The sequence below is a fragment of the Nocardia aurea genome, assembly GCF_003123685.1.
GTDB classification, from domain to species: Bacteria; Actinomycetota; Actinomycetes; order Mycobacteriales; family Mycobacteriaceae; genus Nocardia; species Nocardia aurea.
Window position 1 is genome coordinate 1 of the sequence record NZ_QCYJ01000161.1, and the last position, 514, is coordinate 514.

Genomic DNA, 514 nt, shown 5'->3' on the forward strand with positions numbered 1-514 from the left:
CGTCCCCAGCAGCCGCCGCAGGACCTCGACGGCGGTGGGGCGGCTCCGCGGCTCCTTCGCCAGGCAGGCCGCGACCAGCTCCCGCAGCTCACCGGCCAGCGCGCCGAGTTCGGGCTCCTCGTGCAGGACCCGCCGCATGATCGCCGGTACGGAGTCGCCGCCGAACGGAGGGACGCCGTTCGCGGCGAACGCCATCGTGCAGCCCCACGCGAACATGTCCAGGGGAGCGCCGCCCGCGGTCCCCTCCACCTGCTCCGGCGCCATGAAGGCGGGCGTGCCGACCGCGCCGGTCAGGGTGGCGGACGTGGCGTCCACCGAGCGGGCGATGCCGAAGTCGATGACCTTCGGCCCGTCCTCGCCGAGCAGCACGTTGGCGGGTTTGAAGTCGCGGTGGACGACGCCCGCCTCGTGGATCGCCGCGAGCGCGGTGGCGGTGCCGATCGCGAGCCTCGTCAGCTCGCCGCCGGTGAGCGGCCCGCGCTCGGTGACCAGCGTCCGCAGCGAAGGGCCCTCG

General features: G+C 75.3%; 1 protein-coding gene. It reads right to left on the reverse strand.

Annotation, left to right across the window (positions count from 1 at the left end; genetic code table 11):
* A partial coding sequence (locus tag DAT37_RS39190) for a serine/threonine-protein kinase (RefSeq protein WP_157978906.1) occupies window positions 1–514 on the reverse strand: 514 nt, incomplete at both ends.